The 24416-nt window shown below is 70.3% G+C and carries 24 protein-coding genes; 13 read left to right on the top strand and 11 right to left on the bottom strand.

What is annotated here, in order from left to right:
- Positions 1 to 39 precede the first annotated feature (39 nt).
- Genes Q0Z83_RS39550 through Q0Z83_RS39535 form a run of 4 tightly spaced genes read right to left on the bottom strand, consistent with a single transcriptional unit; the run spans position 40 to position 3588 of the window.
- On the bottom strand, positions 40 to 489 hold the full coding sequence (locus tag Q0Z83_RS39550) for a MarR family winged helix-turn-helix transcriptional regulator (RefSeq protein WP_317788477.1): 450 nt from the start codon (positions 487 to 489) through the stop codon (positions 40 to 42).
- Positions 490 to 534: 45 nt separating this feature from the next.
- Positions 535 to 1059, bottom strand: a complete 525-nt coding sequence (locus Q0Z83_RS39545) for a cysteine hydrolase family protein (RefSeq protein ID WP_317788476.1) — start codon at positions 1057 to 1059, stop codon at positions 535 to 537.
- A gap of 10 nt (positions 1060 to 1069) precedes the next feature.
- On the bottom strand, positions 1070 to 2023 hold the full coding sequence (locus Q0Z83_RS39540; RefSeq protein WP_317788475.1) for an aldo/keto reductase: 954 nt from the start codon (positions 2021 to 2023) through the stop codon (positions 1070 to 1072).
- The gene (locus tag Q0Z83_RS39535; RefSeq protein ID WP_317788474.1) at positions 2020 to 3588 is read right to left on the bottom strand and encodes an FAD-dependent monooxygenase; all 1569 of its coding nucleotides are present in this window, start codon (positions 3586 to 3588) and stop codon (positions 2020 to 2022) included. Before Q0Z83_RS39535 ends, Q0Z83_RS39540 begins: the two co-directional genes overlap by 4 nt.
- A 247-nt stretch (positions 3589 to 3835) precedes the next feature.
- Between Q0Z83_RS39535 and Q0Z83_RS39530 the strand changes: the two genes are divergently transcribed.
- A complete protein-coding gene (locus tag Q0Z83_RS39530; RefSeq protein WP_317788473.1) occupies positions 3836 to 5407 on the top strand; it encodes an MFS transporter in 1572 nt (523 codons plus the stop codon).
- Positions 5408 to 5440: 33 nt separating this feature from the next.
- On the opposite strand, the gene Q0Z83_RS39525 is transcribed toward Q0Z83_RS39530, so the two are convergent.
- Positions 5441 to 5839, bottom strand: a complete 399-nt coding sequence (locus Q0Z83_RS39525; protein WP_317788472.1) for a ribosomal maturation YjgA family protein — start codon at positions 5837 to 5839, stop codon at positions 5441 to 5443.
- 139 nt (positions 5840 to 5978) lie between these two features.
- Between Q0Z83_RS39525 and Q0Z83_RS39520 the strand changes: the two genes are divergently transcribed.
- Positions 5979 to 6902 carry a polysaccharide deacetylase family protein gene (locus Q0Z83_RS39520; RefSeq protein ID WP_317788471.1) on the top strand — a complete coding sequence of 308 codons (924 nt, stop codon included), beginning with the start codon at positions 5979 to 5981 and terminating at the stop codon, positions 6900 to 6902.
- 1 nt (position 6903) lies between these two features.
- On the opposite strand, the gene Q0Z83_RS39515 is transcribed toward Q0Z83_RS39520, so the two are convergent.
- Positions 6904 to 7212 (bottom strand): hypothetical protein, encoded by a 309-nt coding sequence (locus Q0Z83_RS39515; protein WP_317788470.1) that lies wholly within the window; start codon positions 7210 to 7212, stop codon positions 6904 to 6906.
- 598 nt (positions 7213 to 7810) lie between these two features.
- Here Q0Z83_RS39515 and Q0Z83_RS39510 point away from each other — a divergent pair.
- Positions 7811 to 8347: a DivIVA domain-containing protein gene (locus tag Q0Z83_RS39510; protein WP_317788469.1), complete on the top strand. Its 537-nt coding sequence runs from the start codon at positions 7811 to 7813 to the stop codon at positions 8345 to 8347.
- Positions 8348 to 8387: 40 nt separating this feature from the next.
- Here the strand turns inward: Q0Z83_RS39510 and Q0Z83_RS39505 are convergent, their stop codons facing one another.
- Positions 8388 to 8675: a hypothetical protein gene (locus Q0Z83_RS39505; RefSeq protein ID WP_317788468.1), complete on the bottom strand. Its 288-nt coding sequence runs from the start codon at positions 8673 to 8675 to the stop codon at positions 8388 to 8390.
- 609 nt (positions 8676 to 9284) lie between these two features.
- Positions 9285 to 9500: a hypothetical protein gene (locus Q0Z83_RS39500; RefSeq protein WP_317788467.1), complete on the bottom strand. Its 216-nt coding sequence runs from the start codon at positions 9498 to 9500 to the stop codon at positions 9285 to 9287.
- 248 nt (positions 9501 to 9748) lie between these two features.
- On the opposite strand from Q0Z83_RS39500, the gene Q0Z83_RS39495 reads away from it, so the two are divergent.
- The 4 genes from Q0Z83_RS39495 (at position 9749) to Q0Z83_RS39480 (ending at position 13259) form a co-directional block, all read left to right on the top strand.
- Positions 9749 to 9973 (top strand): hypothetical protein, encoded by a 225-nt coding sequence (locus Q0Z83_RS39495; protein WP_317788466.1) that lies wholly within the window; start codon positions 9749 to 9751, stop codon positions 9971 to 9973.
- Between the two features lie 70 nt (positions 9974 to 10043).
- Complete coding sequence (locus tag Q0Z83_RS39490; RefSeq protein WP_317788465.1) at positions 10044 to 10292, top strand: hypothetical protein; 249 nt, start codon at positions 10044 to 10046, stop codon at positions 10290 to 10292.
- Positions 10289 to 11356: a LacI family DNA-binding transcriptional regulator gene (locus Q0Z83_RS39485; protein ID WP_317788464.1), complete on the top strand. Its 1068-nt coding sequence runs from the start codon at positions 10289 to 10291 to the stop codon at positions 11354 to 11356. Before Q0Z83_RS39490 ends, Q0Z83_RS39485 begins: the two co-directional genes overlap by 4 nt.
- A 61-nt stretch (positions 11357 to 11417) precedes the next feature.
- Complete coding sequence (locus tag Q0Z83_RS39480; protein WP_317788463.1) at positions 11418 to 13259, top strand: RICIN domain-containing protein; 1842 nt, start codon at positions 11418 to 11420, stop codon at positions 13257 to 13259.
- A 3-nt stretch (positions 13260 to 13262) separates the two neighbouring features.
- Here Q0Z83_RS39480 and Q0Z83_RS39475 read toward each other — a convergent pair whose 3' ends face one another.
- A complete protein-coding gene (locus Q0Z83_RS39475) occupies positions 13263 to 14345 on the bottom strand; it encodes an Lrp/AsnC family transcriptional regulator (protein WP_317788462.1) in 1083 nt (360 codons plus the stop codon).
- Positions 14346 to 14400: 55 nt separating this feature from the next.
- On the opposite strand from Q0Z83_RS39475, the gene Q0Z83_RS39470 reads away from it, so the two are divergent.
- Positions 14401 to 15600 carry a M20 metallopeptidase family protein gene (locus tag Q0Z83_RS39470; protein ID WP_317788461.1) on the top strand — a complete coding sequence of 400 codons (1200 nt, stop codon included), beginning with the start codon at positions 14401 to 14403 and terminating at the stop codon, positions 15598 to 15600.
- A complete protein-coding gene (locus tag Q0Z83_RS39465; RefSeq protein WP_317788460.1) occupies positions 15597 to 16985 on the top strand; it encodes an MFS transporter in 1389 nt (462 codons plus the stop codon). Before Q0Z83_RS39470 ends, Q0Z83_RS39465 begins: the two co-directional genes overlap by 4 nt.
- Positions 16986 to 17054: 69 nt before the next feature.
- On the opposite strand, the gene Q0Z83_RS39460 is transcribed toward Q0Z83_RS39465, so the two are convergent.
- Positions 17055 to 18668: a hypothetical protein gene (locus Q0Z83_RS39460; RefSeq protein ID WP_317788458.1), complete on the bottom strand. Its 1614-nt coding sequence runs from the start codon at positions 18666 to 18668 to the stop codon at positions 17055 to 17057.
- Positions 18669 to 18713: 45 nt separating this feature from the next.
- On the opposite strand from Q0Z83_RS39460, the gene Q0Z83_RS39455 reads away from it, so the two are divergent.
- Positions 18714 to 19238, top strand: a complete 525-nt coding sequence (locus Q0Z83_RS39455) for an acyl-CoA thioesterase (RefSeq protein ID WP_317788457.1) — start codon at positions 18714 to 18716, stop codon at positions 19236 to 19238.
- 20 nt (positions 19239 to 19258) lie between these two features.
- On the top strand, positions 19259 to 21220 hold the full coding sequence (locus Q0Z83_RS39450) for an acetoacetate--CoA ligase (RefSeq protein ID WP_317788456.1): 1962 nt from the start codon (positions 19259 to 19261) through the stop codon (positions 21218 to 21220).
- On the opposite strand, the gene Q0Z83_RS39445 is transcribed toward Q0Z83_RS39450, so the two are convergent.
- On the bottom strand, positions 21201 to 21926 hold the full coding sequence (locus tag Q0Z83_RS39445) for a TIGR03089 family protein (RefSeq protein ID WP_317788455.1): 726 nt from the start codon (positions 21924 to 21926) through the stop codon (positions 21201 to 21203). The two genes, Q0Z83_RS39450 and Q0Z83_RS39445, sit on opposite strands and share 20 nt — an antisense overlap.
- Positions 21927 to 22109: 183 nt before the next feature.
- Here Q0Z83_RS39445 and Q0Z83_RS39440 point away from each other — a divergent pair, with 183 nt between their 5' ends.
- Together Q0Z83_RS39440 and Q0Z83_RS39435 are read left to right on the top strand one after the other, a co-directional pair.
- A complete protein-coding gene (locus Q0Z83_RS39440) occupies positions 22110 to 23255 on the top strand; it encodes a glycosyltransferase family 4 protein (RefSeq protein WP_317788454.1) in 1146 nt (381 codons plus the stop codon).
- Positions 23256 to 23295: 40 nt separating this feature from the next.
- Complete coding sequence (locus tag Q0Z83_RS39435) at positions 23296 to 24396, top strand: mannose-1-phosphate guanylyltransferase (RefSeq protein WP_317797243.1); 1101 nt, start codon at positions 23296 to 23298, stop codon at positions 24394 to 24396.
- The last annotated feature ends 20 nt before the right edge of the window (positions 24397 to 24416 follow it).

Genomic DNA, 24416 nt, shown 5'->3' with positions numbered 1-24416 from the left:
GCGGATCCCCCGTGAAGTGGGCGGCCGTGGCCGCCCGGGTTACCGCCCGGCGGACTCGACCGCGGTGATGAGTCGTTCCACGTACTCCTGGAGCTGCTCTCGCTCTTTGTCGTTGAAGGCCTCGGCCATCCGCAGCTCGAGCTCGACGGCCCGCTCGTCGGCCTTGCGAAGCAGGGTCTGGCCCGCCCGGGTGAGCCGGGCGACCAGGACCTGACCGTGATCCTCCGAGCGGCGCCGCTCGACGAGCCCGCGCGTCTCCAGGTTGGCCAGCATCGTCGCCATCGTCTGCGGGGTGACCATGCAGCGACGGGCCAGGTTGGCCCCGGAGATCCCGGGATGCTCGCCGAGCACCAGGAGAGCGCTGTACTGCGGGACGGTCAGGTCGAGATCGCGCAGGACGGCGGTCTTGCCCGCGATGACCACCTGCTCGGCCCGTTTGACCAGGTTGCCGAGCCGTTGGTCGATCGGCAGTCGCGTCGTCGTCGGCACGCTTGGCCTCCCTGGCGAGGATGGTCGGAGAATGCGGCCACTCTATCAGTGTCCTGATATGTGTTCTACCTCCGATACTCCCCAGGACGCCGCTGATGTGACGGTGACCAGGCCGTTCAGCACCTGTAGGGCCTGTCGATGCCCCTCCATGGAGAGGCTCGTGGTCGCGTCTTCGAGCACCGTGACCCGGAAGCCGAGGGCCGCCGCCTCCCGGGCCGTGACACCGACACCGTGCGAGAGGGCGATGCCGGCCAGCCCCACGCGGGTCACCCCGGCGGCGCGCAACCGGTCGGCCAGCGGGGTGCCGTCGAACGCGCCGAGCCCGTACTTGGTGATCACCGGCTCGTCCGGGCGCACCTCGAGGCCGGGCACGATCCGGTTGCGTGGGGCCGCCGGGTCCGCGCCGGGGCCGGTGCCGTCGAGGTAGCGCACGTGCCAGACCGGCACGCCGGCCGCCCGGCTGTCGGCGGCGAGCGTGGCGCACCGCTCGACGACCTCCGCGCCGTGCCGCGGTGACAGTGGCATCCGGGTGATCCAGGTCTGCAGGTCGATGAGGATCAGCGCGTCCATCGGCTCCTCCTCAGTAGCGGTGACCGGCGGCGGCGGGCAGCCCGTCGAGGACGGCCAGCACCTCGGCCGGGATCTCGACCGACGCGGCGGCCAGGTTGTCCCGCAGGTAGGCAGGGTTCTTCGTACCGGGGATGGGCACCACGAACCGGCCCTGCGCGAGCACCCAGGCCAGCGCGAGCTGCGCCGGCGTCACCTCCAGCCGAGCCGCCTGCTCGCGTACCACCTCGGCGATCTTCTGGTTCTTCGCCATCGTGTCGGCCTGGAAGCGCGGATTGCCGTGCCGCCAGTCGCCGGCCGGCAGATCCTCCGGTGAGGTGAACCGGCCGGCCAGGAACCCGCGGCCGAGCGGCGAGAACGGGATGAGCGCGATGCCCAGTTCCTCGGTCAGTGGCAGCACCCCGGCCAGCACGTCGGGCGTCCACAGGGAGAGCTCGGACTGGACGCTGGTGACCGGGTGGATGGCGTGCGCCTCGCGGATCTGCGCCGGGTCCGCCTCGGAGAGCCCGATCGCCCGCGCCTTGCCGGCCGCGACCATCTCGGCCATCGCGCCCCAGGTCTCGGCGAGCGGCACCGCCGGGTCGACCCGGTGCAACTGGTAGAGGTCGACGTGGTCGGTGCGCAGCCGCAGCAGGCTGGCGTCCAGAGCGGCACGCAGGTGCTCGGGGCGGCCGTTGCGGTGCAGATTGCGGGCGCCGTCGACGATCAGACCACCCTTGGTGGCCAGCACCGCGTCGTCGCGTCGTCCGGCCAGCGCCCGGCCGACCAGGTATTCGTTGTCGAACGGCCCGTACATGTCGGCGGTGTCGATCAGCGTCGCGCCGGAGTCGAGCGCCTCGTGGATGACCTTGATCGAGGTCGTCTCGTCGCGGCCCTGCTCGTCGTAGACCCAGGACATGCCCATGCATCCGAGGCCGACGCGGCCCACCTCGGGTCCGTTCGTGCCGAGCGTGGTGGTGTCGATCACGGTTTCTCCTTTCCGGGCCGGGTCAGTGCGGCCAGGTGGCGGGTGATGGCGGGCAGTGCGGGGTCGGTCTCGTGCACGGCGACGTAGTGGTCCGGGCGGATCAGGGTCACCGCGATCCGGCCTCCGGGCGTTCCGCCCGGTCGGTCTCCGGCCGGTTTCAGCAGCGTCCCGGCGCGGGCCCATCCGGAGATCAAACGGGGGTACGCCCGGAGCAGCCCGAAGAAGGCCGGGCCGGGGCGCGGCTCCACCCCGTCCGGAACGGTCACCAACAGGGTGTAGCGGTCGTCCGGCAGCACGTCGCGGATCGGCCGCCAGATCTCGCCGTCGGTGGAGACCGCGACGTTCGGGATCAACGCCCCGTGCCGGACCGGCCGGCGGGGGCCGCGTGACCGCGGTGCGACCGTCAGGCCGGGTGGGTACTCGTGCCGGGTGCCGGTCAGCCAGGGCACGTAATGCCTGTCGAAGACCCCGATGCGGGCCGCCGCGCCCGCCGCCAGGTCCCGGGCCGCGACCTGCCACGGCTTCTTGAGCAGCCAGGCCCGGGTCTGTGTCTCGGCCTGCCGGACCACCGACCGGGCCACCGCCGAGCGCTCCGGCTCGTAGGAGTCGAGAACCTCCGCCGGCAGATCGCCGTGCCACACCGCGGCCAGTTTCCAGGCCAGGTTGTGCGCGTCGGTGACCCCGGTGTTCAGCCCCTGGCCACCGGCCGGACTGTGGATGTGCGCGGCGTCACCGGCCAGGAAGACCCGCCCGTCGCGGGGCCGCTCCACGTGCCGCGCGTGGATCCGGAAGGCGGCGCTCCAGGACAGGTCGTGCAGTCGCAGACCACCCGGCCCGCGGTCGTCGACCAGCTCCTGCAGCAGCTCCAGGCGGACGTCGTCGGAGGTGAGGTCGCCGGGCGCGGCGGTGAACACCCGATGCCGCCCGTTCGGCAACGGCACCAGGACCAGCACGCCGCGCGGGGACAGGTAGTAGTGCACCGAGTCGGGCTCGGCCGTGCCGTCGATCGCGGTGTCGCCGAGCACGAAGGTCTGCGGGTAGGTGGCACCCTCGAACTCCAGCCCGAGCAGGCCGCGGACCGTGCTGCCGGCCCCGTCGGCCCCGATCACGTGGCTGAACCGGTGGGTGCGCGCGACACCGTCCGGCTCGCGCAGGGTGGCGGTCACGCCGTCGTCGTCCTGGCTCAGCCCGGTGAGCGTGGTCTGCCACTCCGGCTTGCCACCGCGGTCGGCGAGAGCGGCGTGCAGCATCGCCTCCACATCCGGCTGAATGATGATCTTCGGCCGGGTGGCGGCACCGAACGGGATCCGGCAGACCGGGCGCCCGTCCGACCAGTAGCGGAAGTCGGCGACGTCCTGCCCGTGCTCGGTGATGTGCCGCCCGCCGCCCAGCCGGCGCAGCACCTCGAGGGTTCGTGGCCACACCAGGAGCGCCTTGCTGAACTCGCTGGGGGCGGTGGCGCGGTCGATCACCCGGACGTCGACACCGCGCCCGAGGAGGATCGCGGCCGCTGTGAGGCCGACCGGGCCGGCGCCCACCACCAGGACCGGATGGTTCTCCGGCATCGTTCCCACCCCTCTGTGATCTCTGTCAAACCGATGCTCTCGCATGAGCATCAGGACTCTGATACGCATCCTAAGTCAGAGCCGCTCGCCGCGGGTACCGGGACGCCGTGCCGGACATTTGACAACCCGATCCCGAGGCATCAGGATCCGATTGAGTATCAGAGTTCGAATATGCGTCCGTGTTCTGAGCCGTGCTGGATGGGCGGACCGGACAGCGCATTCCCGCAGAGCAAGGAGCTCGCGTCCCATGTCTGACAAGGGATCCGGCGCGCCCGTATCGCGCCCCACCCTCACCCTGATCACGGTCTGCGTGGCAGGCGGTCTGCTGCCGCTCTCCCTCACCGGGTCGTCGATGGCGCTGCCCGGCATCAACGCCGACCTGGAGCCCTCGCTGCCCGCCCTGCAGTGGGTGGTCAACGCCTACAACCTGCTGTTCGCGAGCCTGATGCTGGCCGCCGGATCACTCGCCGACCGCCTCGGCCGCCGCCGGATGTTCGTGATCGGATCCGTGTTGTTCGCCACTGCCTCGGCGGTCAGCGCGGCGGCCGGCCAGATTCTGGTGATCGACATCGCCCGCGCTCTCGCCGGTGTCGGTGCCGCGGCCGTCCTGACCAGCGGCAGCGCGATCCTGGCGCAGACCTTCCAGGGGCCCGCCCTGGGTAAGGCGTTCGGTGCCCTCGGCACGTCGTTCGGCTTCGGCCTGGCGTTCGGCCCGTTCCTGTCCGGCCTGCTGGTCTCGATCGGCGGCTGGCGGACCGTGTTCGCCGTCCACGCCGGTGTCTCAGTGCTGGTCCTGCTGGTCAGCCGGCTGCTGCCGGAGTCCCGATCGGCCGTCGCGTCCCGGGTGGACTGGCTCGGCACGATCACCTTCTCCGGCAGCCTGCTCGCCTTCGTGCTGGCCGTCGTGCAGGCGCCGCAGATCGGCTGGACCGACCCGATCACGCTCGTCCTCTTCGGAGTCTGCGCGCTGCTCATGGTGGCGTTCGTGGTCGCCGAGCGCCGACAGCCGGCCCCGATGTTCGACCTGTCACTGTTCCGTCAGTCCAAGTACGTGGCCGCCTGCCTGGTCCCGGTCGCCCTGGCCTTCGGCTTCGTGACCCTGCTCGTGCTGCTCCCGTCCTACCTGATCTCGGTGGACGGGGTGAGCGCCCAGCGGGCCGGTGTCACCCTGCTCCTGCTGACCGCGCCGACCCTGGTGATGCCGTCGGTCGCCGGGTACCTGTCCCGTTGGGTCTCGGCCCGGGTCCTGCTGGTGGTGACGCTGCTGCTGGTCGGTGGCGGCGCGGCCTGGCTCACCGTGATCGACCGCGGCGTGGGTGTCCTGGCCATCGCCGGTCCGCTGCTCACCATCGGCGCCGGCATGGGTATCTCGCTGGCGATCCTGGACGCCACCGCGGTCGGCAGCGTCGAGCCGGAGCGGGCCGGGATGGCGGCCGGCATGTTCAACACCATGCGTCTGTCCGGTGAGGTCGTCGCGATCGCCACGATGGGTTCGGTGCTCGCCGGTCTCACCACATCCCGGCTGGCCGAGGGCATCGGCGCCTACCAGCCGGCGGGTGCGCCGTCAGCGTCCGAGGCGGCCGGTCAGATCGTCTCGGGTGACCTCGCGACGGTGGCCGGGCAGGTGGCCGAGCCGTCCCGGGCGGCGTTCGTCGACTTCGCGGCGGGCGCGTACTCGGACGGCTTCCACACCGCGCTCTGGGTGCTGGCGATCACGACCGTGCTGGCCGCCCCGGTGATCGGCATCCTGCTGCGGGACCGGAAGGCCGCGGCGCAGCCGGCCGAGCAGCCCAGCCGGCGGCTCGACCCGGTCGCCTGACCCTCCTCTCCCCGTGCGGTGCCCGGGTGCTCCTCAGGGACGCCCGGGCACCGCGGTCCGCCGGTGGTGCCAGACCACCAGCGGGACGATGCCGAGCGGGTACCAGACCAGATCGATCGGGTCGAAGGAGGCGCCGAACACGAGACGGGCCACCAGGCTGTCCGCGGACAGTGCCGCGGGGATCCCGGTGAGTTGGAAGAACTCGGCACCCCAGCACCAGGCCAGGGCGATCCCGCCGGCGGTGAGTGGAGTCAGGCGGGGGCCCAGGAAACGCACGCCGGCCCAGGTCATCGAGGCGTAGAGGGCGGTCCCGGACGACTGCTCCAGCCAGCTGCCGAGGGGCGCCACCGCCCGGATCGCCAAGGCCGTGGTCAGGAAGGCCAGCGCGGCTCCGGACATGGCGAGGCGTAGTCGCCCGTGGCTGATCGGCATGGCGGCGATCGTAGGCGGCGGCTTCACCCGCCCGGTTCTCCCGGGTCAGTGCCACGCTCGATCGAGAGCGGTCATCGGCGACCGGAACTCCGCGATATTCCTCCCGTCCTCGCTCGTACCCCTCGGACGGAGTTCCCGAATGCGTACCCCCAAGGTGTTTCTGGTCGGCCTGCTCGTGGCCGGGCTGGCCGGATGCGGCACGGCCACGGCCGGGGAGATCACGTCGGGAGCCGGGGCGCCGGCCGGCGAGTCGGCGTCCGCTTCACCGTCGATCGAGCCGTCCGCTTCGCCTGCCGGGGAGCCCTCCGCAGAGCCGACCGAGGAGCCGACCGAGGAGCCGACCGAGCAACCCGCGGAGGAGACTTCGGCGGACCCGACGGAGACGCCGGACGCCGCGCCGTCCGAGGCGGTGCGGCCCTCGCCGACGCCGTCGGTACGCCCCGGCCGCCGAGGTGACGGTCCCGCCGAGAGCCTGCGCCGGACCGGGGCGGCCGGGGTCGCGTTGACCTTCGACGACGGCCCGGACCCGGTGCAGACACCCCGTCTGCTCGACCTGCTCGCCGAGCACCACGTCAAGGCCACGTTCTGCGTGGTCGGCGAGAACGTTGTGGCGTACCCGGACCTGGTCCGCCGGATCGTCGACGAGGGCCACACCCTGTGCAACCACACCTGGCGGCACAGCCTGACGCTCGGCACGGAGAGCCCCGAGGCCATCCGGGCCGACCTGGAGCGCACCAACGACGCGATCCGGCAGGCGGTTCCGGGGGCGGAGATCAAGTACATGCGGGCGCCCGGTGGCAACTTCACCAAACCGTTCGTGGCGGTGGCGGCCGAACTCGGCATGACGTCGATCTACTGGCAGGTCGACCCGCGGGACTGGGACCACCCGGCCGGGGAGACCGACGAGCAGCACGTCGCGAAGATCGTCGCAACGGTACGGCAGCACGTGAGCAAGGGTGCGATCGTGCTGTCCCACGACTATCGGCAGCCGGACACGATCACCGCTTACGAGCAGCTCATCCCCTGGCTGAAGGCGCGGTACAAGCTGATCGCGCTGCGCTGACTCAGCTCCGATGGGCCGGATAGACCCGGCGCTGATTGAGCGGATTCCGCGGGCCGTCCGTCTCGGGATGGTGGTACGGGCCCGCGGCGAGCCGGGCGGTGGCGACGCTCAGCGGCCGGCCGGACTGTCTCGGGTCACCCATCATCCGCATGATCGACCGGGAGGCCTCGTCATACCCGGTGCGGTACGCCTTGTCCCGCTCCACCCCGTGCCGGTGCCACTGGTGGATCCGGCCGACCGCATAGCCGGTCGACATGACGATGGCGAGCGTGAGGAGGAAGTACACGAGGTAGTTGCCGGGTGCTGTCATGCCGCATTACCTTCTTTCATGCCTTCCGTCCTCGGCGGTACGTTTTCCGGATAGCGGTTTCGCGACGTCGGAATGCGTCGCCGAGGCTTTTCCGGAGATGGCCGCGGCAGCTTCGGGAATTCGTCTCTCAGGACTGGAAACTGGCGTTCGACGACGGTGGACGTCACCCGTGGGTGCACCGTTGGCGCCGGAAGGCACGCCCGTGAGTGCCCGATCAGCCCAGTCTCCCCGTCGTGTCGTGACCGGGCGGGTTCCCGATGATCGAATGGTGGCCCGCGGGTGCCCGTTGATCTCTTTTCGTTTTTCGTGGAGACCGGGCTGATTGGATCATCGGCAGGCCGCGGGGTCGAGATCAAATGGCCGACGGCGGAGACCGAACGAGTGAGAATCGGCCCTTTTTCACGCGAACGGGAGCTCGGGGATTTGCTTCCTTTGCCCGTTTCCGGACGATTCACAGCGAATCATCCGGTCGCGGCTGACGGGACACCGTCCACGGCCTCCTGATCCGAGAAAGGTTCCCGCGGATGTCTCCACACAACGCCCCGGCCGGCTGCGGCCCGATGAACCACGGCGGCCACCCGCGCGGTGGGTGCCGGTCGTGATCACGGACGCCGGGGTGATGCCCCTCCAGCGCGACGTCGACGGTGTACCGGTCCATCCGGTGCCGCCCGCACCGCAGGTGGCCCCACCGGACCGGGCGATCGCGATCCTGGCCCTGGCCCAGCGCACCGCCGACGACCACGTCGCCGAAGCGCGGGTGCACGCCGAACGGATCGTCGCGGAGGCGCGCTCGTACGCCGACGGGATCCGGGTCGAGGCCGACCGGCTACTGTCCGACGCGCGGGCCGAGGCGGAGCACATCGTGTCCGCCGGCGGCGCCTACGCCGAGCAGTTGAGAGTGCAGGCGCAGCAACGTTACGAGGACGCCGTCGGAGGGCTGTCGATCCAGCGGGAGGCGTTGCAGCGCCAGGTGGAGAACCTGGCCGCCTTCGACCACGACTACCGGCACCGGATCACGCTGTTCCTGCAGAGCCAGCTGCGGGCGCTCTGGGCTGAACATCCGCAGTCGGCCGACGTGCCGGACACCGCGCTGCCGGGGCCGGGCGGCCCGGTCGACCCGACCGGGCTGGGCTGAGCGCTCACCGGTGACCCGGGGCCGGGTCACCGGGCCGCCGTCACTCGCGCCGGGTACGCACCCGACGCTGACGCTGGAGGTCGATCTCGCGCCAGTTGTCCGGGATCTGGGCGACGAAGAAGCGCTGTACCGGGGAGAGCCCACCGGTCGCCGCGAGCAGCTTCTGCATGCGGATCCATCGGCGGGTGTCGGTCCGGGCTCGCTGCACCCGGGCGCGCGCCACGGGATCGGAGGGATCGCTGTACGGCTGGTCGCTCTCCAGCAGCGCGAGCGCCGCCTTGTAGGCCGCCCGCCAGCGGGTCGGCAGGTTGGTGTCCATCTGTTCCACAAGGAATAACCTGCCAGAAATGTCGGCCTGCATCAGGATCGTCTATTTTCGGCGTGTGGCGCCCGACTATCAGATGGACCGGCCGCTGTGCAAGGTGCCGAAATACCCTTGTGCGAACTATTTCGAGGTAGGGGCTACGCCGGTCAGCCGACTTGCGGCCAATTGCGCGTCGGGATTTCGGCCGTTGCGGGGTGGCCGGTCGGATGATGCGGCTTCGTCGATGTGACCACAGGTACCGCCCGGCCGCACTAATCCATTGAGGTGACTCGTCGGCCACCGTTCGCGAAATCTCTTTCCGCTGGTGAGCGTTTCTCATTTTGGCGAACCCGTTCCGGGGTCCACTGAACGGCCATCGGCGGGCGGACTGTCCGGCGTCCGGCGATATCCGCGCGTTCGACGACCGGCGTGGCGGAAATCGGGTTCAACATCACGAAGGGGCATTCCCGGGCCGGTCCGCGATGCCGGTCGGCAGCCGTGTTCGGCTCCGCCAGGCCGATCGAGGCCGGCCACTGATCGTTGCCGGCCCGGCCGAGAAGAAGGGGTATTGCGGTGTGTGTGAATGACGGCAGGGCGAGTATCGCTCCCGCCCTGCCGTCATGTTCTTCGGGATCAGTCCCGGGCGCTTTCCGGGGAGAACTCCTCGGAACCGGTCCGAGAGACGAGCGGAAACAGCGTCTGATAGCCGTGTCGGTAGCCTTCCCGGAAAGATCGGTCCCGGTCCAGGCCCAGTTTGTACCACTGATGGAAACGGCCTCCGGCGTAGGAGGTCAAGGCCGAGATCACGATGCAACCGATGATCTGAAAGGCGCTGCTGTCGGTCGGCATTCGACTACCTTAGTTATTGGATACGTCGTGATGAAATGCCGTCCGTGCCAGCCGGACGTGGCTTTTCGTGCAAACCGTTCCGCCGATCATCCGAGTCATTCCGTCGACCTGCCCCCTGATGTGCGCACGCGCCGGACCGGAAAACCGGCTCAGTCCGGCGGCGCGGCGGCCGACAGTGACTTCAGAAGGCCCGGCCGGGCCATGGCCGGGCCCCGCACGACGCAACGACGCGACGAAGGGGAATCCACATGACCGTCACCGCGAATCTCGACAAGCTCCTCGACAAGAAGTTCGAGGACCTGGACCTGCACGCGCTGCCGAACGCGCCGGTCGACGCGCTCGCCGGGGTGAGCAAGGCCGATGCCGAGGCGCTGGCCAAGGCGTTCAACGTGAAGACCATCGGCGACCTGGGCCGTAACCCCTACATCAAGGCCGCCGTCTCGATCACGAGCCTGGCCGACGCCAGTAACTGAGCTTTGATTACGGGCCGCATCGGGGATCCACCCGATGCGGCCGGGAATCATGCTTCCTACCGTCGAAGACATGAACCTGCTGCTCAGAGTGCTCAGCGTCGTCGTCGCGCTGTTCTTCGTCGCGCGGGCGGTGGCCGAACCGTTCGTGATCGACGTGACCGATGCGTCCACCTATGCGAACGACTGGGGCGGCCCGAGTCTCGCCGGCGTGCTGGCGGTTCACTGCGGGCCGGGCGTGCTGGCCGCGATGTTCCTCTACGGTTCGGTGGTCCGCTGGCGTAACAGTCGCAAGCGAGAGCCCGTATCGTCCGATCGATGAAACAGAGCGATGAAACAAGGGCGACCGTGCGGGACGTCGCCGCGCGGACCGGCCTGTCCATCGCGACCGTCTCCCGGGTGCTCAACGGGCGGGCCAACGTCGCGCCGGACACTCGGGAGCGAGTGCTCGCCGCGATGGGGGAGCTGGGCCAGAAGGCGCCGCGGCGACGTGGCGAACGGGCCACCGGGATCTACCTGCGCTGCCCCTACCTGCTCACCGACTACTTCGGACTGATCGTCTCGGCGGTCACCGAGGCTCTGGAACCACACGGCCTCCAAGTGATCCTGAACGCCGGGGTGGCCGCCCAGCAGGAGCACGTGCTGACCGCCCTGACCGGCCGTCGGGACGTGGCCGGGGCGATCCTGATCCTGCCCCCGGAGCCCGGAGCCGAACTGGCCCGACTACGCGACCGGGGCTTCCCGTTCGTGGTGCTCGATCCGCGGACCCCGCCGCCTCGGAACCTCGCCGCGGTCTCGGCGGCACACTTCTCGGGCGCCCGGCAGCTCACCGCCCACCTGATCGAACTCGGTCATCGCCGGATCGGCATCGCCGGCGGGCCGCGTGACTGGCTGGCCGGCGAGAACCGGTTCGCCGGTTATCTGGCGCCGCTGGCCGACGCCGGGGTGCTGCCGGCGCCCGAGCTGATCCGGTTCGTCGCCGAGCCCACCGTCGAGTTGGGCCACCGCGCCGCCACCGAGCTGCTCGATCTGCCGAATCGGCCGACCGCGCTGGTCGCGTTCAACGACAAGATGGCGATCGGGGCGTTGCACGCGGCCGCCGAGCGCGGGCTGCGGGTGCCGGAGGATCTTTCGGTGGCCGGGTTCGACGACATCGAGCTGGGCCAGGCGTGCCGGCCGCGGCTGACCACCGTCCGCCAGCCGTTGGAGGAGATGGGGCGGATGGCCGTACACCTGCTGTTGCGGATGTTGGGCGGGCACCGCCTCGACGCACTGCACGTGGAGCTGGCGACCGAACTCGTGATCCGGGAGTCCACCGGGCCGGTTCCTGACGTGTTTCATGGTTCCGGAACCGGCACACGTCATTCCGCAACCCGGATGCATTGACCCGTACAAATTAGCAAAGGTTTCCTTCCTGTTACCTGTCCCCCGTGTAGCAGGAGTCCTCATGAGAAAGACCGCGTTGCTCGCGGCGGCCGTGATCGGCGCCGCCTCGCTGAGCGCACCGGCCTACGCCGCCGGAGAGACCGTCAACGTCTACCTCACCACCACATCGGACAGTGCCGGCCGGACCGTGACCCGCGGTCTCCAGCAGCAGGCGTCCATCGCCTTCGGCCCGGCCGGCGGCAGTGCCAACCAGACCATCAACGTCGACGAGGGCACCACCTACCAGGTCTTCGAGGGCGCCGGCGCGTCGATCACCGACACCACCGCCTACCTGCTGCGCGGCGGCCCGATCAGTGCCGCGACCCGGGACCAGGTGATGTCGAAGCTGTTCAGCCCGACCGACGGCATCGGCCTGTCGTTCGTCCGCAACCCGATCGGCGCCTCCGACCTGTCCCGGCCCGGCAACGTCTCGCTCGACGACACCTGCTGCGACCTGAACGACTTCGGCACCAACGGGTACGACACGAACGTCCGCCTGCTCACCCAGCAGGCACGGCAGCTCAACCCGGCGCTGCGGGTGAAGGGTGTGCCGTGGAGTGCGCCCGGCTGGATGAAGGACAACGGCCGGATGGACCAGATGGGCTGGCTCAAGTGGGAGCACTACCCCACCTACGCCCAGTACCTGGTCAAGTACATCCAGAGCTATCAGGCCGCGGGCGTGCCGATCAACTACATCTCGGTGCAGAACGAGCCGAACTGCTGCCAGGCCTCGAACCCGACCGCGATGAACTACCCGGGCATGAGCTGGAACCCGTCCGGGCTGGTCGAGTTCACCAAGAACTTCGTGTACCCGGCGTTCCGGGCGGCCGGCATCAACACCAAGGTGCTGATCCACGACTGGAACTACGGCGACTACGCGAACTTCGGCGCCGCCATCCTCGCCGACGCCGGGGTCCGCAACGACCCGCTGTTCGGCGGCATCGCCTGGCACGGCTACTTCGGTGACCCGGTCGTCGGCTCCCAGGTCCACGACGCGTTCCCGGCCGTGAAGCAGTTCAGCACCGAGCACTCGGGCGGCACCTGGATCGCGAACCAGCACAACGAGGATATGGCCGACATCGTCAACTACACCCGAAACTGGAGCAGCAGCGTCGTCAAGTGGAGCCTCGCGCTCAACCAGAGCATGGGCCCGCACAACGGCGGCTGCGGCACCTGCACCGGACTGATCACCGTGCAGGAGGGCGGCTCCCGGGCCGGCCAGGTCGACTACACCATCGAGTACTACACGACCGGGCACCTCACCAAGTTCGTCAAGCCGGGCGCGGTGCGGATCGCTTCCGACAACACCACGGTGCAGAACGTCGCCTGGCGCAACCCGGACGGCTCCAAGGCCCTGATCGCCCACAACGGCGGCACGGGCAGCCAGTCGGTGCGGGTCGACTGGGGCTCACAGTCCTTCGTGTACACGCTGCCGGCTCGTACCACCGCGACCTTCACCTGGTCCGGAACCGGAAGCCCGACGCCGGGCGGAACCATCACCGGCCTCGGCGGCAAATGTGTCGACGTCGCCGGCGCCAACAGCGCCAACGGAACGGCGATCCAGCTGTACGGCTGCAACGGCACCACCGCCCAGCGGTGGAGCCGCCCCGGTGACGGCACGCTGCGCTCGCTCGGCAAGTGCCTCGACATCAGCGGCCCCAGCAACGCCGACGGCACCGTCGCGCACCTCTGGGACTGCCACGCCGGCACCTCCCAGAAGTGGACGCTGGACGGCTCGCAGCGCCTGGTCAACACGTACTCCGGCAAGTGCCTCGACGTGACCGGCAACAGTTCGGCCGACGGTGCCCGCCTGCAGATCTGGACCTGCACCACCGGCGCCAACCAGAAGTGGACCCTCAACTGAAGATCAACAAGGCTGCCGAAGGCGGGCGAGCAGCTCGCCTTCGGCCGCGTCGGACGCCGGGTCCGACCAGAATCCCAGGGGTACGGACCTGAGGTTGCGTCCGTGCGGATCCAACAGGTGACCGCCCAGTTTGAGCACCCACAGCGCCACCGCCCGGTCGGTGATGGTCAGCTCCGGCACCTGCACGGCCAGCCGCGCCTCGAACGCCGCGATGTCCTGCACCGAACGCAACCAGACCACGACCAGCAGATTCGCCGCGCCGGACAGCGTCGCGCAGAACCTGGTCTCGCGCATCCCGCTCAGTTTGCTGACCGTTCGCTGCGTCTCGGCGGGCGGCAGCGCGCACCACAGCGACACCGAGATCGGATAACCGGAGACATAACGGGCCACCTCGCAGCGGTACGTGATGCTCCGCTCCGCGTCCAGCCGGTCCAACCTGCGCCGTACCGTCGTCGGACTCAAGCCGGTCTTCTCGGCGAGCTGCACCGCCGGCTGCCGCGGATCATCACTGAGCGCCTGGAACAACCGGATGTCCTCGTCCGTGAACACCCGCCCGGACCACGTCTGCGACCGGCCGCCGGTGAGCGCCTGCCGGGCCGGGTCACTGAGCCGGTCCAGCCGCCACCGGCTGCCCTCGGTGTGCACGGTCACCGCGATCTGGGTCCGCGACGACGCCACCCCGGGCAGCCTGCCCAGCCGCAGGCTGAGATAACGACCGAGTTGTACGTGATCCGTGAACGCGGCCTGGATCAGCAGGTCACGCGCCCCGGTCACGTGCTCCAGAGTGACGATGTTGACGTCGTCTGCCAGATCGCCGGCCACCTCCGGCAGCCGCCCGGCCACACAGTCCACCTCGATGATCGCCATCACCACCGACGGGATCGCCAGCTGCGCCGGCAGGCAGCTGATCCAGGCGTGACCGGAACGGTACAACCGGTTCCAGCGGCGGGCCACGGTCGACCCGTCCACCCCGAGAGCGGCGCCTATCCGCTGCCAGTCGGCCCTCGGCGCCAGCTGCAGCGCGGTCACCAGTTGATAGTCCAGCTCGTCGAGCGTGACCGATTCCGGCATGTCAGCGGCCGTCATCGGCGGATCCCTGCAATCCGACCCCGATCACGATCATTCTGGCGACCATACCGCCATGTTCTCCTCGCTTGACGCCCTCCCGCTGGCCGAACGACTGATCAGTCTGCGCCACGCGCTGCACCGCGAACCCGAGCTCGGGCTGGACCTGCCCCGGACCCAGGCCAAGGTGCTCGCCGCGCTGGACGGGCTCCCGCTGGAGATCGGCATCGGAACATCGCTGACCTCGGTCGTCGCGGTGCTGCGCGGCGGACGGCCCGGCCCGGCGGTGCTGCTCCGCGGCGACATGGACGCGCTGCCGGTGCGGGAGGAGAGCGGGATGCCGTACGCCTCCGAGATCGCCGGCCGGATGCACGCCTGCGGGCACGACATCCACACGGCCGGGCTGGTCGGCGCCGCGCACCTGCTGGCCGGCCGTCGCGCCGAACTCGCCGGGGACGTGGTGTTCATGTTCCAGCCCGGGGAGGAGGGCCAGGGCGGGGCCAAACTGATGATCGACGAAGGGGTGCTGGACGCCGCCGGGGAGCGGGTCGTCGCCGCGTACGCCGTCCACGTCGCCGCCACCGCGCTGCCGCTCGGCCTGGTCGCGACCCGGCCCGGCACCGTGCTGGCCGCCTCCGACACGGTCACCGTCACCGTCACCGGTCGCGGTGGACACGGATCCTCCCCGCACCTGGCGGTCGATCCGGTTCCGGCGCTCGCCGAGATGGTCACCGCGTTGCAGACCGTCGTCACCCGTACCATCGACGCCTTCGACCCGGCCGTGGTCACTGTCGGGTCGATCCACGCCGGGTCGGCGGCCAACGTGATCCCGGAGAACGGCACGCTCCAGGTGACGGTCCGCAGTTTCTCCACCGCCACCCACCGGACCGTTCGGGCCGGAATCGAACGGGTCCTGCGCGGGATCGCGGACGCCCACGGGGTCCGAGTCGACATCGATTACCAGGAGAACTATCCGGTCACCGCCAACGATTCGGTGGAGGCCGACTTCGCGCTGCGGGTCGCCCGGGAATCGTTCGGAGAACAGCGGGTCTTCGTGGCTCCCCGGCCGATGGCCGGTTCCGAGGACTTCTCCTTCGTGCTCGACGAGGTGCCCGGGGCCTATCTGATGCTCGGTGCCGTTCCACCCGGCGTAGAACCGGCGACCGCGCCGATGAACCATTCCCCGCAAGCCGTCTTCGACGATCGGGCCGTCGGAGAGGCCGCCGTTCTACTCGCCTCGCTCGCGGCGGCACGGCTTCGGGAAGCCGCCCAGTGACCGCGGTCATCGATCGGAGCCGGGTGTCCGCGGTGGTCGGGCTGCTCGTGCTCTTCGAGATCACCAGCGGATTCATTCAAGGTGGGGTGGCGCCCCTGCTGCCCGACCTGGGGGCCGAGATGAACATCTCGGATGCGGATCTCAACTGGGTCATCTCGGTACAACTGCTGGCGGCCGCGGTCTCGGTGCCGGCGTTCGGGCGGCTCGGTGACCTCTACGGGCATCGGCGGATGCTCCGGATCGCGCTCGTCTGCGTCGCGGCCGGAAGCCTGCTCGTCGTGCTCGCCCCCAATCTGGGGATCCTGCTTTTCGGCCGCGTCCTTCTCGGCCCGCTCGCCGCGTTGCTGCCGCTGGAGATCGCGCTCGTCCGGGACCGGCTTCCGGCCGAACTCGCCCGGCGGGCCATCGCCCGGCTCGTCGGGGCACTCGCTCTCGGCACCCTGCTCGGTGCGGTCCTCACCGCCGGGCTGCACCAGATCATCGGGGACGCACGGCTCACACTTCTGGTGCCGGCGGTGCTCGCTCTGCTCTGTGTGCCGGTGTCGTTCGTGGCCGTACCGGAGAGTGAAACGCTTGCCACCGGGAAACTGGACGTTCCCGGCGTTCTGCTGCTCAGCGTCTCCATGGTCGCCGTGCTCGGTGGGATCTCGCTGATCGGCACCTCGGCCGGGGCCGGAGTCGGACTACTCGTCGGCGGTGTCGTCGGGTTCGCCGGCTGGGTCGTTCTCGAACTGCGCACCCCGGAACCTCTCGTCGATCTTCGAGCGCTCGCCGGGCGTACCGTGTCGCCGTTCTTCTTCTGCTCCTTCGTCTTCGGCATCGTCTACTTCGGAAGCCAGGCGCCGGACGCCACGTTCCTCGCCGCCGACCGGGCCGTCACCGGCTACGGGTTCGGATTCACCGCTCTACAGATCTCGCTGGTGGCGCTTCCGGCCGCCGTCGGTGCCGTCGTCGGATCGAGTCTCACCGCGGTGATCGCCGGACGGTTCGGATATCGGCCCACCCTGATCGCGGCGTTTCTGACCATTGCGGCGACCTTTGTGGCGATGGCCTTCCTACATGCCGAGGTCTGGCAGCTGTTGCTGTTCAAGGTGCCGGTCGGGTTGGCCGCCGGGGTGGCGTTGGGGGCCATGCCGACCGTCATCGCGGAAACCGCCGAACCGTCCCGGACCGGGATCACCACCGCGCTCTACAACAACGTCAAGACGCTCGGTGGGGCGGTGGCGGGTGCGGTCGTCGCGGCGATCCTGGCCGCGCTGGTCCAGGGCGGGGGCGACACACCGGCCGAAAGCGCTTACGTGCTGGTGTGGTTGATGTGCGGCGGGTTGTGCGTGGCGGCGGCGGTGGCCGCGCGGTTCGCTCACCGATCCGAATCGCCCCGCTGATCAGGCCGCGGTCGGCCCCGTGGTGAACTACGGCGGGAATCGACCGTAGGTCACCACGGGGGTCGAGCCTCAGGACTCGATTGCCGGTGGCCGGCGCTGCGCCGGGATCACGGTGGTCGGCTCGGTCTCGTCGCTCGGCGGCTTGACCAGCGCGGTCGCCTCTTCGGCGGGAATCGACATCGCGGTGGTCTTGTCCCGGTCCGCGTCGGTCGAGGACGACCCCATCGCCTCGGTACGGTCGTCAGCCGCCGTGGTGCTCTTCTCGTCCTTCGCCGCCGGAGTGGCGGGCGTCGCGCTGACCGGAACAGCGGCTGTCGCCGGCTTGGCCGTACCCGCGGCGGTCGCGGGTTTGGCGGGGGCGACAGTCACCGAAGCCGAGGCGGTGGCCGGCTTGGCGGCGGCCGGGGCGGAGGCTGCGGGTTTCGCGGCGACTGGAGCGGAGCCTGCGGCTTTGGTGGCGGCCGGGGCGGCGGCTGCGGCTTTGGTGGCGGCCGGGGCGGCGGCTGCGGCTTTGGCGGCGACGGGAGCGGAGGTCGCGGGTTTCGCGGCGACCGGGGTGGAGGCCGCTGCGGGTTTGGTGACCGAGGCCGATCCGCTCGCGGGCGCAGCCGGGGCTGGGCCACTTGCGGCTGCGGGCGGGACGGAAGCTGAACCGCTTGCTGAAGCGGCACCGACCGCGGCCGACCCGGATGCGGGTGCGGTCGCGACCGACGCGGAGGCGGTCACCGGCGCAGCGGAGGCGGCGACGGGCTTGGCCTGCGTGGCCGCGACCGGTGCGGAAGCCGTCGCGGGCTTGGCGGTGGCGGCGGCCGAAGCGGTGGGGGCCGGGGTGGGCTTGGGCTGGGCCAAGGCCATGCCGCTCACGACGGTCGGCTCGTCGGCCGGGGCCGGGGTCCGGACCACGGTGGGCTCGTTCGAGCCGATCGGGAGGACCGTGGTCGGCTCCGGCTCGGCGGGACGAGAGGCCGGGTCGGCGGGACGAGCAGCCGGCGGCACGGAAGGCGGGGTCGGGCGCGCGGTGGCCGGCGCGGCCGGGGACTGCGGCTGGGTGACGAAGACCGTGCGGTCGTTGTCAGCCACCACCTCGGTCCGGTCGGTGCGCGGCGGGACGCCGTTGAACGCGACGGTCCGGTCCGCGGCCGCCGGGCGGTTGATCGCGACCGTCGGGTCGGCCGGGACACCGGTGCGGATGACCGTGGTCTGCTCAGCGGCGACCGGGGTGCCGACCACCTGCGCCGAACCCCGGAACCGGCCGATCTCACCGATGATCGGGAGCACCGGCGGCTCGTAGCGGGCCCAGCGGCGGGCGCTCAGCGCGGTCAGGAGCAGCGGGATCGCCAGGACGGCGGCGAGACCGTATCCGGGCCGGCTCAGGTTGAAGCCCTCTTTGGAGATCTCCGGGGACCACAGCGCCGCGTACGCCTCCGGGGAATTGAACGCCCAGATGGTCACGCCCAGATAGACCGCGCCGGCGAGAACCGGACCGGCGGGGGAGACCGGGCCCGCGGCCAGGATGGAGAAGAGGATGCCGGCGAAGATCAGCAGGAGGAGCCCGCTGACCGACTCGGCGGTGAAGAACTCGCGGCCGCGACTGCTCAGGTCGTCGGTGAACCCGACGGCGAGGAGCACCCAGATGCACGGGGCCAGCACGAGTGCGTAGAAGATCGACCTGAGGTGACGCATGATCCGGCACGGTACTCGGCACCGGCAAGAACTACCGTACCGGCTATGGAAGAACAGCATCCCGGTCGGCCGACCGCCCTGTCCCGGGTCACTCTGAGCCGGATCATGACCGCGGTCGACGTGAACCTCTACGGCACCGTGCACGGCGGTGTGCTGATGAAGTTCGTGGACGACGTGGCGGGCGCGGCGGCGGCCCGGCACAGTGGCGGCACCGCGGTCACCGCGGCGATCGACGAGATCGTCTTCCTGGAGCCGGTTCGGGTCGGCGACCTGGTGCACGCCTCCGCGCAGATCAACTGGACCGGCAGCACCTCGATGGAGGTGGGTGTGAAGCTGGCCGCCGAGCGCTGGGACGAGGTCGGCCCGGAGCCGCTGCCGGTGGCCACCGCCTACCTGGTCTTCGTGGCCGTGGACGCGGCCGGTAACCCGCGTCGGGTGCCGCCCGTGTTGCCGTCGGAGGACGAGGACAAGCGCCGGTTCACCGAGGCGATGATCCGCCGTGACCACCGGTTGTCCCGCCGCGCGGCGATCCAGAAAGCCCGAGCGGAACATCACACGGCGGCCGGCTGACCCACCGTTAAGGTGTGGTGATGACGACAGGTGTGGTGACGCCGGGCACAGTTCTGTGGGAGCCGCCGTCGGACATCCGGCAGACCTCCCGGATCGGGCACTATCTCGCCTGGCTGGAGTCCGAGCGGGGCCTGACCTTCGCCGACTACGCGGCGCTGTGGCAGTGGTCGGTCACCGACCTGCCGGCGTTCTGGCGGTCCATCTGGGACTGGTCCGGGGTGGTCTCGCACTCACCGCCGACCGCCGTCCTGGAGAACGCGGGTATGCCGGGGGCGCGCTGGTTCCCCGGAGCCACGCTCAACTACGCCGAGAACGTGCTGCGCATGCCGGGCATCGCGGATGACGAGACGGTCGTTCACGCGTACTCCCAGAGTCGTGAACCCGTCGCCCTGACCGCCCGCAGCCTTCGGGAAGAGGTCCGGCGGGTCCGTGCCGGGCTGAAGGCCCGCGGGGTCGGCAAGGGTGACCGGGTTGCCGCCTATGCGCCGAACATTCCGGAAACCTATGTGCTGATGCTCGCCTCGGCGAGCCTCGGCGCGGTCTTCTCGTCGTGCGCCCCCGAGTTCGGTGCACGCAGCGTGATCGACAGGTGGGTTCAGATCGAGCCGAAGGTACTGGTCGCGACCGACGGTTACCGGTACGGCGACAAGGACGTCGACAGGCGCACCGAGATCGCGGCGATCCGGGCGGCGATCCCGTCGATCGAGCATGTGATCACCATCGGTTACCTGAATGAGAGCGGCGGCGACTGGGACTCCCTGCGCGGCGACGATCCACTCGAGTTCGAGCCGGTGCCGTTCGACCAGCCGCTCTACGTGCTCTACAGCTCCGGCACCACGGGCCTGCCCAAGCCGATCGTTCACGGTCACGGCGGCATCCTGCTGGAGCACCTCAAGATCCTCGCGCTGCACCACGACCTCGGGCCCGGCGACAGGTTCTTCTGGTTCACCACCACCGGCTGGATGATGTGGAACTACCTGGCCAGCGGGCCGGCCGTGGGCGCGGCGATCGTGCTCTTCGACGGCAACCCGGGCTGGCCCTCACTCGACACCCTGTGGGATCTCGTCGACACCGCGGGCATCACGTATTTCGGCACGTCGGCGCCGTTCCTGCTGGCCTGCCGCAAGGCCGGGCTCAAGCCCGACAAAACTCTCAAGGGCCTCGGCTCGACCGGCGCGCCGCTGCCGCCGGAGGGCTGGGCGTGGGTGTACGAGGCGGTCGACCCCGACGTGCACCTGGTCTCGCTGTCCGGCGGCACCGACGTGTGCACCGGGTTCGTCGGGGGAGTTCCGCTGCTGCCGGTCCGGGCCGGGGTGATCACCTGCCGGATCCTGGGCGCGCGCGTCGAGGCGTACGACCCGGTCGGTCAACCGGTCGTCGGTGAGCTGGGCGAACTGGTGATCACCGGGCCGATGCCGAGCATGCCCGTCGGCTTCTGGAACGACCACGACGGCGCCCGTTACCGGGAGGCCTACTTCGACGTCTTCCCCGGGGTCTGGCGGCACGGCGACTGGATCACGATCGGTCACGACGGCAGCTGTGTGATCACCGGGCGCTCGGACGCCACCCTCAACCGGGGCGGCGTGCGGCTCGGCACGGCGGAGTTCTACTCGGTGGTCGAGGCGTTGCCCGAGGTGGTCGACTCGCTCGTCGTACATCTTGATAAACCGGACGATCCGAACGGTGAACTGCTGCTCTTCGTGGTGCTCACCGACGGCGCCGAACTCGACGCCGCGCTGCGCGCGCGCATCGCCAAGGAGCTTCGCGGCGCGCTCTCGCCCCGGCACGTGCCCGACGCCGCCTACGCGGTACGGGCACTGCCGCGCACCCTGTCCGGCAAGAAACTGGAGGTGCCGGTGAAGCGGATCCTCACCGGCACCCCGGTCGAGTCGGCCGCGGCCAAGGGTGCGTTGGCCAACCCGGACTCCCTGAACGCCTTCGCCGTTCTGTATGCCGAGCGGGTCACACCAGCGTCAGAGTGACCTTCTCGGTGGCCGACCGCGCCTCGGTCTTCGACGTGTCCAGGTTGGCGCAGAGCACGATCGAGGCACCGGCCACGAGCGGGGCCAGCAGCCAATCGTTCGCGTCCGGGTAGAAGGCGGTGTCGATCAGGACCCGGGCGCCGGCCGTGATGCCCAGCTCGCCGGCCCGTTCGACGGCCGCCTCGACGACGTCCTGGTGGCTCAGCTCGACATGACCGGCCAGCGCCCGATCGGCGGCGCCGACCGGCTCGCCGCGGAAGTGGTCGCCGTGGTTGCGGACCTCGGTGACGTAGTCGGCGTACCCCTCGGGTGGCGTGCGCAGCGGCATGGCCAGCGGGAGCAGCCCGGTCGCATACCGATCCAGGGTGGCCCAGCCGGCCGCCCGCTCCACCAGTTCCGGGGTGGTGAAGAGCGCCTCGACCGGCTGCGGGTCGCCGCCCAGATCGGCGGCCAGCCCGGCGGCCGACACCCCGAGCAGGAGCGCCGCGGTCTGCCAGTGCGGCGGCAGCAGCAGGGCCACGGTGTCGCCGTGGCCCAGGCCGACCCCGTCGACCAGCAGGTTGGCGGTTTTCGCCACCCAGTTGTCCAGGGTCGTCCCGGACAGCTCGGTCCGGTCGCCGGTGGCATCGTCGTACCAGGTCAGCAGCGGGGCGGCGGGGTCGCGACCGACCGCCTTCGCGAAAACCTGCGGGATCGTCGTGTTCATCGCTTCACAGCGTAGGCGGATCACGCACAGTAATGGCCGTGGAAGGACCGCAACGATCGGCAGTGTCGCGGACACCTCCGTGAAGCCTTCCCGGCGTACCCTCGAACCGTCGGTGGTCCCGCCGCCGTACAGGTATGGCAGAACCATCGCATCGGTACGTCAGAGCTGCCAAGGAGATGCCTCGTGACCCCCGGTCGCCCCCCGCGAGTGCTCGTCGACGCCACAAGCGTCCCCGCTGACCGAGGTGGTGTCGGCAGATACGTCGACGGGCTTCTCGGAGCCCTGGGGCAGGAGAGCCCCGGCCGCGTCGAGCTCGCCGTCGTGTCCCAACGGTCGGATGCGGAGCGTTACCGCCGCATGCTTCCCAGTGCCGAGGTGATCCCCGGCCCGGCCGCGATCGTGCACCGGCCGGCCCGGCTGGCCTGGGAGCAGACCGGATTACCGCTGCTCGCGCAGCAGGTCGGGGCGGATGTGCTGCACTCGCCGTTCTACACCTGCCCGCTTCGGGTGGGATGTCCGGTCACGGTCACCGTGCACGACGCGACCTTCTTCACCGAGCCCGAGCACTACGACAACACCAAGCGGACCTTCTTCCGCAGTGCCATCAAGACGTCGCTGCGCCGGGCGGCCCGGGTGATCGTGCCCAGCAAGGCCACCCGTGACGAGCTGATCCGGCTTCTCGACGCCGACCCGACCAAGATCGACGTGGCGTATCACGGGGTCGACCACTCGGCCTTCCACGCCCCGGCCGAGGACGAGAAGGCGCGGGTCCGGGCCCGGCTCGGCCTGGGCGACTCGGGCTACGTGGCGTTCCTCGGCGCCAAGGAGCCCCGCAAGAACGTGCCGAACCTGATTCGCGGCTGGGCCCGCGCGGTCGCCGACTGGCCGCGCCCGCCGGCCCTGGTGATCGCCGGTGGCCAGGGCCACGACGACGACATCGACCGTGCGGTGGCCGAGGTCCCACCCCACCTGCGGCTGCTCCGACCAGGCTATCTGCGGTATGCGGATCTGCCCGGTTTCCTCGGCGGCGCCCTGGTGGCCTGCTACCCGTCCTTCGGCGAGGGATTCGGCCTGCCGATCCTGGAGGCGATGGCCTGCGGCACCCCGGTGCTCACCACGCCGAGGCTGTCCCTGCCCGAGGTCGGCGGGGACGCTGTCGCGTACACGACCGAGACCCCCGAGCGGATCGCCGAGGACCTCGCCGACCTGCTCCACGACGAGGATCGCCGCGGCATGCTGGCCAAGGCCGGCTTCGATCGGGCGAAAGAGTTCACCTGGTCGTCCAGCGCGGAGGTACATGTAACAACGTGGAATCGGGCTGCCTCTTGATCATCAACTAAACTTTCCGCGCATGAGCGACGAACAGGCCGTGTTGTACGGAGTGGTTCTTGCCGGGGGCACCGGAACCCGTCTCTGGCCACTGTCCCGCGCCGGTCATCCCAAGTTCCTGCATCCGTTGACCGGCACCGAGGCCTCCCTTCTGCAGGCCACGGTGGACCGGCTGGACACGTTGGCGTCCCCCGATCGGGTGTTCGTGGTGACCGGTGTGGCCCACGCCGCCGCGGTCTCCCGCCAGCTCGCGGCGATGCCCGAGGAGAACGTGCTCGTCGAGCCGTCACCGCGCGACTCGTGCGCGGCGATCGCCCTGGCGGCCGCGGTGATCGCCCGGCGTAACCCGGAGGCGATCATGGGCTCCTTCGCGTCCGATCACCTGATCGCCGACAAGGAGGCGTTCGCCGCCGTCATCCGCCAGGCGATGACGGGCGCGAGCCAGGGCCTGCTGATGACCCTCGGCATCACCCCGACCAGGCCCGAGACGGGCTATGGCTACCTCCAGTGCGGCGCCTCGGTCGGTGACGGGCCGCTGCTGAAGGTCGAGGAGTTCAAGGAGAAGCCGTCCTACGACGTGGCCGAGAGCTACGTGAAGTCCGGCAACTATCTGTGGAACGCGGGCATGTTCGTCTGGCGGGTGGACGCCTTCCTGGCCGAGCTGCACCGCCAGCAGCCGCAGCTCGCCGCCGGGGTCAGCCGGATCGCCTCGGCGTGGGGGACCGCCGACCAGGAGGAGGTCATGGGTGACGTCTGGCCGACGCTGCCGAAGATCTCCGTCGACTACGCGGTGATGGAGGGCGCGGCCGCGGTCGGCCGGGTCGGCACCGTGCCCGGCGACTTCGGGTGGAACGACGTCGGCGACTTCCACACCCTCGGCGAGGTGCTGACCGCCGACCAGGCCGGCAACGTGGTCGTCGGCCACGACACCGGTGCCGAGCGGCCGACCGTGCTGCTGCGTGAGACCGAGGGCCTGGTCGTGGTCCCGTCGTCGGGCCGCCTGGTCGCCGCGATGGGCGTCCGCGACCTGGTCATCGTCGACACGCCGGACGCCGTCCTGGTCTGCCCGCGCGAGCGTGCCCAGGAGGTCAAGCAGCTCGTCGACCATCTGAAGGAGCTGGGCCAGCACGGCTACATCTAGCCGCTTCTCGGGTCGATCTT

Origin of the sequence: Actinoplanes sichuanensis (assembly GCF_033097365.1) — a bacterium.
GTDB classification, from domain to species: Bacteria; Actinomycetota; Actinomycetes; order Mycobacteriales; family Micromonosporaceae; genus Actinoplanes; species Actinoplanes sichuanensis.
Note: the sequence above shows the minus strand (reverse complement) of the source record. Positions and strands in the feature narration are given on the sequence as shown.

Coding starts and splice junctions, on each gene's coding strand:
- Q0Z83_RS39545 (WP_317788476.1), bottom strand. CDS start 1,059: ATGGACGCGCTGATCCTCATCGACCTGCAGACCTGGATCACCCGGATG.
- Q0Z83_RS39535 (WP_317788474.1), bottom strand. CDS start 3,588: ATGCCGGAGAACCATCCGGTCCTGGTGGTGGGCGCCGGCCCGGTCGGC.
- Q0Z83_RS39530 (WP_317788473.1), top strand. CDS start 3,836: ATGTCTGACAAGGGATCCGGCGCGCCCGTATCGCGCCCCACCCTCACC.
- Q0Z83_RS39525 (WP_317788472.1), bottom strand. CDS start 5,839: ATGCCGATCAGCCACGGGCGACTACGCCTCGCCATGTCCGGAGCCGCG.
- Q0Z83_RS39520 (WP_317788471.1), top strand. CDS start 5,979: ATGCGTACCCCCAAGGTGTTTCTGGTCGGCCTGCTCGTGGCCGGGCTG.
- Q0Z83_RS39515 (WP_317788470.1), bottom strand. CDS start 7,212: ATGACAGCACCCGGCAACTACCTCGTGTACTTCCTCCTCACGCTCGCC.
- Q0Z83_RS39500 (WP_317788467.1), bottom strand. CDS start 9,500: ATGCCGACCGACAGCAGCGCCTTTCAGATCATCGGTTGCATCGTGATC.
- Q0Z83_RS39495 (WP_317788466.1), top strand. CDS start 9,749: ATGACCGTCACCGCGAATCTCGACAAGCTCCTCGACAAGAAGTTCGAG.
- Q0Z83_RS39490 (WP_317788465.1), top strand. CDS start 10,044: ATGAACCTGCTGCTCAGAGTGCTCAGCGTCGTCGTCGCGCTGTTCTTC.
- Q0Z83_RS39485 (WP_317788464.1), top strand. CDS start 10,289: ATGAAACAGAGCGATGAAACAAGGGCGACCGTGCGGGACGTCGCCGCG.
- Q0Z83_RS39480 (WP_317788463.1), top strand. CDS start 11,418: ATGAGAAAGACCGCGTTGCTCGCGGCGGCCGTGATCGGCGCCGCCTCG.
- Q0Z83_RS39475 (WP_317788462.1), bottom strand. CDS start 14,345: ATGACGGCCGCTGACATGCCGGAATCGGTCACGCTCGACGAGCTGGAC.
- Q0Z83_RS39470 (WP_317788461.1), top strand. CDS start 14,401: ATGTTCTCCTCGCTTGACGCCCTCCCGCTGGCCGAACGACTGATCAGT.
- Q0Z83_RS39460 (WP_317788458.1), bottom strand. CDS start 18,668: ATGCGTCACCTCAGGTCGATCTTCTACGCACTCGTGCTGGCCCCGTGC.
- Q0Z83_RS39455 (WP_317788457.1), top strand. CDS start 18,714: ATGGAAGAACAGCATCCCGGTCGGCCGACCGCCCTGTCCCGGGTCACT.
- Q0Z83_RS39450 (WP_317788456.1), top strand. CDS start 19,259: ATGACGACAGGTGTGGTGACGCCGGGCACAGTTCTGTGGGAGCCGCCG.
- Q0Z83_RS39445 (WP_317788455.1), bottom strand. CDS start 21,926: ATGAACACGACGATCCCGCAGGTTTTCGCGAAGGCGGTCGGTCGCGAC.